Raw genomic sequence first — 8380 nt, forward strand, 5'->3', positions numbered from 1 at the left:
ATCAAACCTTCCCAGTTTGCGCCTTTAAAACGCGACGTGGGGGCTGCCATCCTCAGAAATGAGTACTTTTTCTCGAAATCCGTCAAGATCCCCGGCATGATTTGACTTAAGGGGATGGGTGTGACCCCGACAGCGACAGCGCCAATCGTGAACTGAAAATTCCCCTGCTGATCGGTGATCTGAAAATCACGTTCACGTGCCTGCATTTTCCACGACTCAGGTACAAAAACAACGACATTGTATGGACGCTGTGTCACGGGCATCAGCAAAGCATTATCGAACAAGGGTGCACGATCCCTAGCATCTGCTGGCTCTTCATCTCCATCGCCACTCGCCTCGTCCGATTCTTCAATTTCTTGCTCAGCCTCAAGGCACAATTGATAGATCTCCTCCTCATTGAAGCCGTCCCGAAGCATTCGAGCATAAACTTGCTCAAAAAGCTGATCAGGCTTGGACAGTGTCGTATTCAGCAACTCCATCGACATTCCGATAAGCGGATGATCGATGGTCGGATTGGTCAAGCCAAGTCTGCTTCTCATTGCAAACACCATCAATATTTCAAAGGGAAAGCGCTTAAAATAATGGCCACGGAATTCGTCGTTCACTCTGTAAGTATGCAGATCGCATACAGCGATACAGGCATCGCGAACTAAATCCAGATCTGTACTTCGCCAACAGGACAACAAGGCATCGGTTTCCGGCTGGCTGCAATCTTGATTTGCACTTGAAATCGGCGAATCATCGAGATAATCCGCCAACACTTGCAAGATAAAATAGAAGATCGGTCGATCTGCGTCAATATAATAGTCCTGCCAATATGCATGCAGAAGCATATGGGCATGTTTAAGCGTCTGATCGGCATCACTTATTACAATACCAATTACCGCAAACTGCACATCATCCAATCTAATTAAACTACGACGAAACCCATGTCGACCTAAAAACCTTACGCTCCGATGCAGTCGACACAAAAAACCCAAACGCCCATACAAGTAACAATTACTGGCCAGATCCACATCAAGCACTCGCTCCTCGATAAGTCGACGCTCAAATCGACTTGCAAATATCGCAGCATACATATTCAACGCCAAATCCAAATCTTCCCAACTCTCGTGAACAACATCTGACGCAGCATCAGCCGAAACCCACCCATTCGCAATGTAGCTCAGAATACGCGACTGATACATTTTTATACAGCTCTCCTCCCATTCAACGATATCCTCCAAGTTTTTCGCGTAAGATTTTAACCATGCCGGATTAACACCTTTTTCACTCTTTAGGCTCATCACTGTATCCTTTCACCATTTAGCACAATCTCTTTTGAAAAGAGATAAAACACATTAGATTCCAAAAACCTTGTCGAATCCAAAAAGACACTCTCCGCCGGACACCACCAAACCAGCAATCCGGGGCGGCATTGCAATAGCTTATGGCCTCGTCAGTCAGCGCCGGATTCAGTAACCCTTTCAAGTCCCCAGCTCGCAAGTTTGCATCCGGGTAAGTATGCCGCTGTCGAGATATACGAGAATACCCGGGCGTACGGGCCAGCTATCCCGACCACCTTAGCAAACAAGTTATGCCCCCTTGCTCCGCACCCTCCCCACCGCCTCTTGCCAACCGCGATACAGCACATCGCGCTTATCCGCCGCCATCGCCGGGGCAAATTCGCAATCGCCGGCCCATAAGGCGCTGATTTCATCCAGGCTGGTGTAGATGCCGGCGCCGAGGCCCGCCAGGTAGGCGGCGCCGAGGGCGGTGGTTTCGGTGATGGTGGGGCGAGCAACCCGGCAGTCGAGCAGATCGGCCAGGCATTGCATCAGCCAGTCGTTATTGGCCATGCCGCCATCCACCCGCAGGGCAGCGGGTTGAGCGCCGTCGGCGCGCATCGCTTCCAACAGATCGCGGCTTTGGTAGCAGACCGATTCCAGTGCGGCGCGGACTTTTTCGGCGTTGCCGGAATCGCTGGTCTGGCCGATGTTGGCGCCGCGCGCTTGCGGGTCCCAGTAGGGCGCGCCCAGGCCGGTGAAGGCCGGCACCAGATAAACGCCATGGGTGTCGTCCACCTCGCGTGCCCATTTTTCGCTCTCGGCGGCGCTGCCGATCAGCTTGAGCGCATCGCGCAGCCACTGCACCGCCGCGCCGGCGATAAAGATGCTGCCTTCCAGCGCATAGGTGGGCTGGCCGTTCAGGCGGTAAGCCATGGTGCTGATCAGGCGGTGTTGCGAGCGCACCACGTCGCTTCCGGTATTCATCACCATAAAGCAGCCGGTGCCATAGGTGGACTTGACCATGCCGGGGGCGAAGCAGGCTTGGCCGACAGTGGCGGCCTGCTGGTCGCCCGCCACGCCGCGAATCGGGATGGCGGTGCCGAACAGGGCGGCATCGGTGTGGCCATAGTCATCGGCGCTGTCCAAAACCTGCGGCAGCAGCGCGCGCGGCACGCCAAAGAAGGCGAGCAGCTCCTCGTCCCAATCCTGGCTATGCAGATTGAACAGCAGGGTGCGCGAGGCATTGGTGGCGTCGGTGGCATGTACCTTGCCGCCGGTCAGCTGCCAGACCAGCCAGCTGTCGATGGTGCCAAAGGCCAGCTCGCCGGCCTCGGCGCGTTGGCGGGCGCCGGGGATATGATCGAGCAGCCAGGCGATCTTGGTGGCCGAAAAATAGGGGTCGAGCAGCAGGCCGGTCTTGTCGGCCAGCCAGCGTTCCGTCTCGGGCGTGTAGTGGGCCTTGCACCAGTCGGCGGTGCGGCGGTCCTGCCAGACGATGGCGTGATGGATGGGCTGGCCGGTGGCGCGGTCCCAGATCACCGTGGTTTCGCGCTGGTTGGTGACGCCGATGGCGCTGATTTCGCTGGCGCTGCGTTGCGCCGATGCCAACGCCTGTCGGCAAACTGCGACGGCGTCGCGCCAAATCTGTGTGGCATCGTGCTCTACCCAGCCATCATTGGGGTAGTGTTGGGGCAACTCGGTCTGGGCACGGCCCAGCACGGCGCCGGCACGGTCGAACAGCATGGCGCGGGTGCTGGTGGTGCCCTGGTCTATGGCTAGCAAGATGGTCATGGCTTGTCTCCTCTGCTCGCAAGCATAACGCAACGGCTCACAGGCAATGGACAACACACTCTACGATGTTCTGGTGGTGGGCGGCGGCATCAATGGCTGCGGCATTGCCAATCACGCCAGCCAGGCCGGCCTGAAGGTGATGCTGATCGAAGCGGCCGATCTGGCCGGCGCCACCTCGTCGGCCAGCTCCAAGCTGATCCACGGCGGCCTGCGCTATCTGGAGCAGCGCGAGTTCCGCCTGGTGCGCAAGGCGCTGGGCGAGCGCGAGGTGCTATTGAAGATGGCGCCGCATCTGGTGTGGCCACTGAAATTCGTGCTGCCGCATCACGATGGCCTGCGCCCCGGCTGGCTGATTCGCCTCGGGCTGTTTTTGTACGACCATCTCGGTGGCCGCGAGGTATTGCCCGGCTCCTATGGCCTGCGCCTGCGGCGCCATCCGTTTGGCGAGCCGCTGCAGCGCGCGTTCCGGCGCGGCTTTGTCTATGCCGACTGCTGGGTGGACGATGCCCGGCTGGTGGTGGCCAATGCCCAGCAATGCCGCGAGCAGGGCGGCGAGGTGCGGACCCATACCCGCATGCTCAGCGCCCGCCGCACCGGCCCGCACTGGGAAGTCGATATCGAGAATCCGGATGGCAGCACCGCCACCCTGACTGCCCGCGCCCTGGTCAATGCGGCCGGCCCCTGGGTGGAGCGGGTGCTCAAGCAGGGGCTGCGCCTCGGTGCGCGCGACTCGGTGAAGATGGTCAAGGGCAGCCATATCGTGGTGCCGGCCCTGCATGATGGTTCGCAAGCCTATATCCTGCAGCACCGCGATGGCCGCATCGCCTTTGTGCTGCCCTATGAGCAAGGCTACAGCCTGATCGGCACCACCGATGTGGTGTTCGAGGGCGACCCGCGCAGCGCCAGCTGTTCTGATGAAGAGGTGGCCTATCTGTGCGCCCTGGTCGGCGAATACTTTGCCAAGCCGCCCACGCCGGCCGATGTGCTGTGGCGCTATGCCGGCGTGCGGCCGCTGTACGACGACCAGAGCGACGACCCGAGCGCCGTCACTCGCGATCATGTGCTGCGGCTCGATCGCGACGGCGCGCCGGTGCTGTCGGTATTTGGCGGCAAGCTCACCACCTATCGCCAGCTGGCGCTGGAAGCGATGGACCTGCTGCGGCCGAGCTTTGCGGCAATGCGCGAGCCGCTGGTGCCACCCAAGCCGCTACCCGGTGGCGACTTGCCCCATGCCGACTTCGATGCCTTCCTGGCCCAGCTTGCACCACGTTATGCCTGGCTCGACCCGGCGCTTTTGCGCCGGCTGGCGCGCCAATATGGCAGCCGGGTGGAGACGCTGCTCAATGGCTACCAGCAGTTGTCCGACCTGGGGCGCCATTTCGGCGCCGGCCTGTACGAGGCAGAAGTGCGCTATCTGCAGCGCGAGGAATGGGCCAGGGATGCCGACGATATCCTGTGGCGCCGCACCAAGCGCGGCCTGCATATGAGCGCCGCGCAGCGGGCGGAATTTGCTGCCTGGTTGCAGGGCAGCCAGCCGTAAAGCCCTGCTTGAAAATTCATCATGCCGTGTTTGCCTCAGGCCTTGCGTATAATCGCGCCCCTCGACAGGTATCTGCAGCGTGCAGATTGAAACGGGAAGCCGGTGCAAAGCCGGCGCTGCCCCCGCAACGGTAAGTCGTGTCGAACTGCCTCACAGGCCACTGGTTGAAACCGGGAAGGCGAGGCAGGGAGCGACGAGCCCGGAGACCGGCCTGCCGACAGCCTAGCGTGACCAACGCGCAGGCTGTGTGCGGTTGCCGCCTTGTTGTGCCGGCTGCCGCACTCTGGTGCGAAAGGCGCGGCGGGCGGCATTGGCAAACTGGTGCGCCGCACCTGTGCCTTTCGCGTATACATGGCCTGCGGTGGGCAGGCATAGCGGAGCACCCCTTCCCATGAAAACGACCCCTGTCCTGGCGGCGCTGGCAGCTGCCGGCCTCGCTTCCTGTGTATTTGCCGATGGCAGCCCCAACCTGATCCAGGTCACTGCCAGCCGTTTCCCCGGCAATGCCGCCGATCAACCGGTCAACCTGACCGTGATCAGCCGCGACGACATCGCCCGCTCCGCCGCTACCAGCTTGCCCGAGCTATTGGCCGGCGTGGCTGGCGTTACCGTGCGCAATCTCGATTCCACCGGCAATGGCAGCATCGATCTGGCCGGCTTCGGCATCAGCGGCCCGTCCAATACCCTGGTGCTGCTCGATGGCATCAAGCTCAACGACAACGATCTGTCGTCGCCACGCCTCACCGCCATTGCGCTGGATCGCATCGAGCGTATCGAAATCGTGCGCGGTGGCGCGGTAGCCTGGGGCGGTGGTGCCACCGGCGGGGTGATCAATCTGATCACCCGCAAGGGCAATCGCGGCGAATGGTCGGCGCGGGTCGGCAGCTTCGGCACCGTCGAGACCAATGCCGGTGCCGGCTTTGGCGATACGCTCAATCTGCGCCTGGATGGCCGCGCCCTGCACAGCAATGGCTTCCGCGCCAACGGCGACCATGATGCGCGCTCGGCATCCAGCGAGCTGGCCTGGCGCGATGCCGGCCTGCGCCTGGCGGTGGGTCTGGCGCGTGAGGAAGACGACTATCGCTTTCCCGGTGCGCGTAGCGTGAAGCCCGCCACCGCCAAGACACCGGCCCTCGATCAGTTCCGCGACGACCCCTGGGGCAGCAATAGCCCGAACGACTGGGGCAAGACCGACAACACCCGCCTGACCCTGCGTGGCGAAGGCCAGTTCGCCGGCGGCAACTGGGCGCTGGATGCCAGCCATCGCCGCAAGAATACCCGCAGCTATTTCGACTATGGCGGTGGCTTCAGCTCGGATGATCAGCGCCATATCGACGACGACCGCATCTCGCCGCGCGCCGCCTTCCACCTTGGTGCCGCCGAATTGGCGCTGGGCGTCGATATCGGCCGCAGCAAAACGCGGCTCGCCAATGGCAGCGCCATGCTCGACGCTGGTCGCAGCAAGGTCGACAACCGCGCCCTGTGGCTGGACGCCGGCTACCGCCTCGGTGCCGACACCCGCTTTACCCTGGGCGGCCGCAGCGAGAAGGTCGATCAGGACGTAAACGTGCTGCAATACGGCTCGCCGGTCGCAGCCAAGCGCAATGACCGGGTTCATGCCGTGCAATTCGGTGTGCGGCAGCGTTTTGGCGAGCTATCGCTGTTTGCCCGCGCCGGCAGCAGCTATCGGCTGGCCAATGCCGACGAGCTGGTCGACAACGCCAATCTGCAACCGCAAACCTCGCGCGATATCGATGCCGGTGTGGAAGGTCGGTTTGGCCCTGGCCAATGGCGCTTCAGCGCTTTCTCGCGCCGGCTGGACCATGAGATTGCCTACCAGCCGTTTGCCGGCCCCAATGGCTATGGGCAGAACACCAATCTGTCGCCCACCCGCCGCCAGGGTCTCAACGCCGAATGGTCGGCCAGCGTGGGCGCATTCGACTACGGCGTGAATATCAGTTGGCAGGACGCCAGTTTCCGCAGTGGCAACTATGGCGGCGGCGATCTGGCTGGCAAGCAGGTGCCGCTGGTGCCGCGCTGGCAGGGCAATCTGCGTGCCGGCTGGGCCTGCTCGGAAGCAACGCGGCTCGACGTGGCCCTGCATGGCAGCGGCCATAGCCGACTCGACAACGACCAGGGCAATACCGGCCCCTGGCTGGGCGGCTTTGCCACGCTCGATATCAAGCTGAGCCACCGCATCGGCGCCACCACCCTGAGCCTGAGCGGCCAGAACCTGGGCGACAAGCGCTATGCCAGCTACGGGGTGCGCAGTACCTTCAATGCTAACTACAACCTCTACCCGGAAGCGGGGCGGCGTTGGCAAGCCAGCCTGGCCTATGCGTTCTGAGGACTACGGCCTGAAATAGCCTTGTTTTCCACTTGCCAGACGTAACCGTCCCCCGCCATGCGGCAGGGGACGGTTCGGCTCACGCCCTGGCTTACTGTTTTGCCACGGTCTGCACCGCATCCAGAATCACCTTGGCGACATCGGCCGGGCGCGATTGCTGCGGTACATGGCTGGTGGGCAGGCTGGTGACCTTGGCGCCGATCTTCTTGGCCAGCGCGCGTTCTTGCTCAGGTTGGATCATCAGGTCTTTTTCGGCCACGATATACCAGGACGGACGGCTGCTCCATGCGGCATTGCTGACCTTGTCACCAAAGGCCTTGGCCTGGATCGGGCCTTGGGTGGCGGCCATGATGGCGGTCTGCTTTGCACTCAGGTCCTGGGCAAAATATTTGCTCATGCCTTCGGGTGACAGGTAGAGATAGCCGCCCTGATCAGGCACCAGGTGCTTGAGGCCTTCCGGCTTCGGGTATTGATTGCCCAGCTCTTCCACCGACTGGCCGGCGTCGGGGGCGAAGGCGGCCACATAGACCAGGCCCTTGACCTTGTCATCGACGCCGGCATCGGTAATCACCATGCCGCCCCAGGAATGACCGACCAGCACCACGCGGCCGGTTTGGCTGGCGATCACGCGGCGGGTAGTGGCGACGTCGCCAGCCAGCGATTCCAGGCTGTTCTGTACCGCCGTGACCTTGACACCGGCCGCTTGCAGCAAGGGGATGACCTTGGCCCAGTCCGAGCCGTCGGCAAAGGCGCCGTGGACGATGACCACCGAAGTGGTTTCCGCCCTGGCGGGCTCGGCGGCGTGGGCAAAACCGGCAAACAGGGCCGTGGCGCCAATGGCGGTGGAAAGCAGGGTGCGGGTGTTCATGTCGAATCTCCGAAAAGTTGGGAAGGTGCTGTGCTCTGGCAGGGCAAAGTATGGAGAGGGCCTTGGCTTGCGCATATCGGTCGGATGACCGATGCTGCCGCCTCCGCCTTGCCCGTCCTCGCTTATGCCGCAGCCCTCTCCCTTGCCCGCACCCTTGACTCAGTCACGCGCTACCGTGCCGGTGTACGAGGCCATCCTCGCCCTGGCCTTTATTGGCGACCTGAGCATGGGCCGCGCCACCGACCAGTCGCCGCGTACCGGCTGGCTGGCGGCCGAGCTGACCCGCGCTGCCGGCGGCAGCGAGGAGGAGGCGACGGCCGCGCAGCTGGTCTCGCTACTGCGCTGGTCCGGCTGCACCGCCAATGCCGCCGGTTTCGAGCACTTGCTGGGTGACGATGTGGCGGCGCGCGAGCAATTGATGGCACTGACCCTGCCGCCGATGAGCGAGGCAACCCTGGCGCAGCTGCCCGAGATGGCGCAGATCCACTGCGAGGTGGCCGGCGACATTGCCCGCATGTTGGCACTGGGCAGCGAGGTGGAACGCGGTCTGCGCCATATATTCGAGC

At 62.3% G+C, this 8380-nt stretch carries 6 protein-coding genes and 1 riboswitch; of the genes, 3 read left to right on the plus strand and 3 right to left on the minus strand.

Annotated elements, in window-relative coordinates; genetic code table 11:
• Positions 1 to 1286, minus strand: a 1286-nt coding sequence (locus ACE3OH_RS15975) for a hypothetical protein (protein ID WP_374355116.1), incomplete at its 3' end; no start/stop codon positions are given.
• A 288-nt stretch (positions 1287 to 1574) separates the two neighbouring features.
• A complete protein-coding gene (gene glpK, locus ACE3OH_RS15980; RefSeq protein WP_374355119.1) occupies positions 1575 to 3059 on the minus strand; it encodes a glycerol kinase GlpK in 1485 nt (494 codons plus the stop codon).
• Between the two features lie 46 nt (positions 3060 to 3105).
• Here glpK and glpD point away from each other — a divergent pair, with 46 nt between their 5' ends.
• Positions 3106 to 4599, plus strand: coding sequence for a glycerol-3-phosphate dehydrogenase (gene glpD / locus ACE3OH_RS15985; RefSeq protein ID WP_374355122.1), 1494 nt, complete (start codon positions 3106 to 3108; stop codon positions 4597 to 4599).
• A 49-nt stretch (positions 4600 to 4648) separates the two neighbouring features.
• A riboswitch (cobalamin riboswitch) is annotated at positions 4649 to 4829 on the plus strand.
• A 161-nt stretch (positions 4830 to 4990) separates the two neighbouring features.
• A complete protein-coding gene (locus ACE3OH_RS15990; RefSeq protein ID WP_374355125.1) occupies positions 4991 to 6946 on the plus strand; it encodes a TonB-dependent receptor in 1956 nt (651 codons plus the stop codon).
• Positions 6947 to 7037: 91 nt separating this feature from the next.
• On the opposite strand, the gene ACE3OH_RS15995 is transcribed toward ACE3OH_RS15990, so the two are convergent.
• Positions 7038 to 7814, minus strand: coding sequence for an alpha/beta fold hydrolase (locus tag ACE3OH_RS15995; protein ID WP_374355128.1), 777 nt, complete (start codon positions 7812 to 7814; stop codon positions 7038 to 7040).
• Positions 7815 to 7968: 154 nt separating this feature from the next.
• Here ACE3OH_RS15995 and ACE3OH_RS16000 point away from each other — a divergent pair.
• Positions 7969 to 8380, plus strand: a 412-nt coding sequence (locus ACE3OH_RS16000; protein ID WP_374355131.1) for a hypothetical protein, incomplete at its 3' end; no start/stop codon positions are given.

Origin of the sequence: Chitinimonas sp. (genome assembly GCF_041904975.1) — a bacterium.
In the GTDB taxonomy this organism is placed as follows: domain Bacteria; phylum Pseudomonadota; class Gammaproteobacteria; order Burkholderiales; family Chitinimonadaceae; genus Chitinimonas.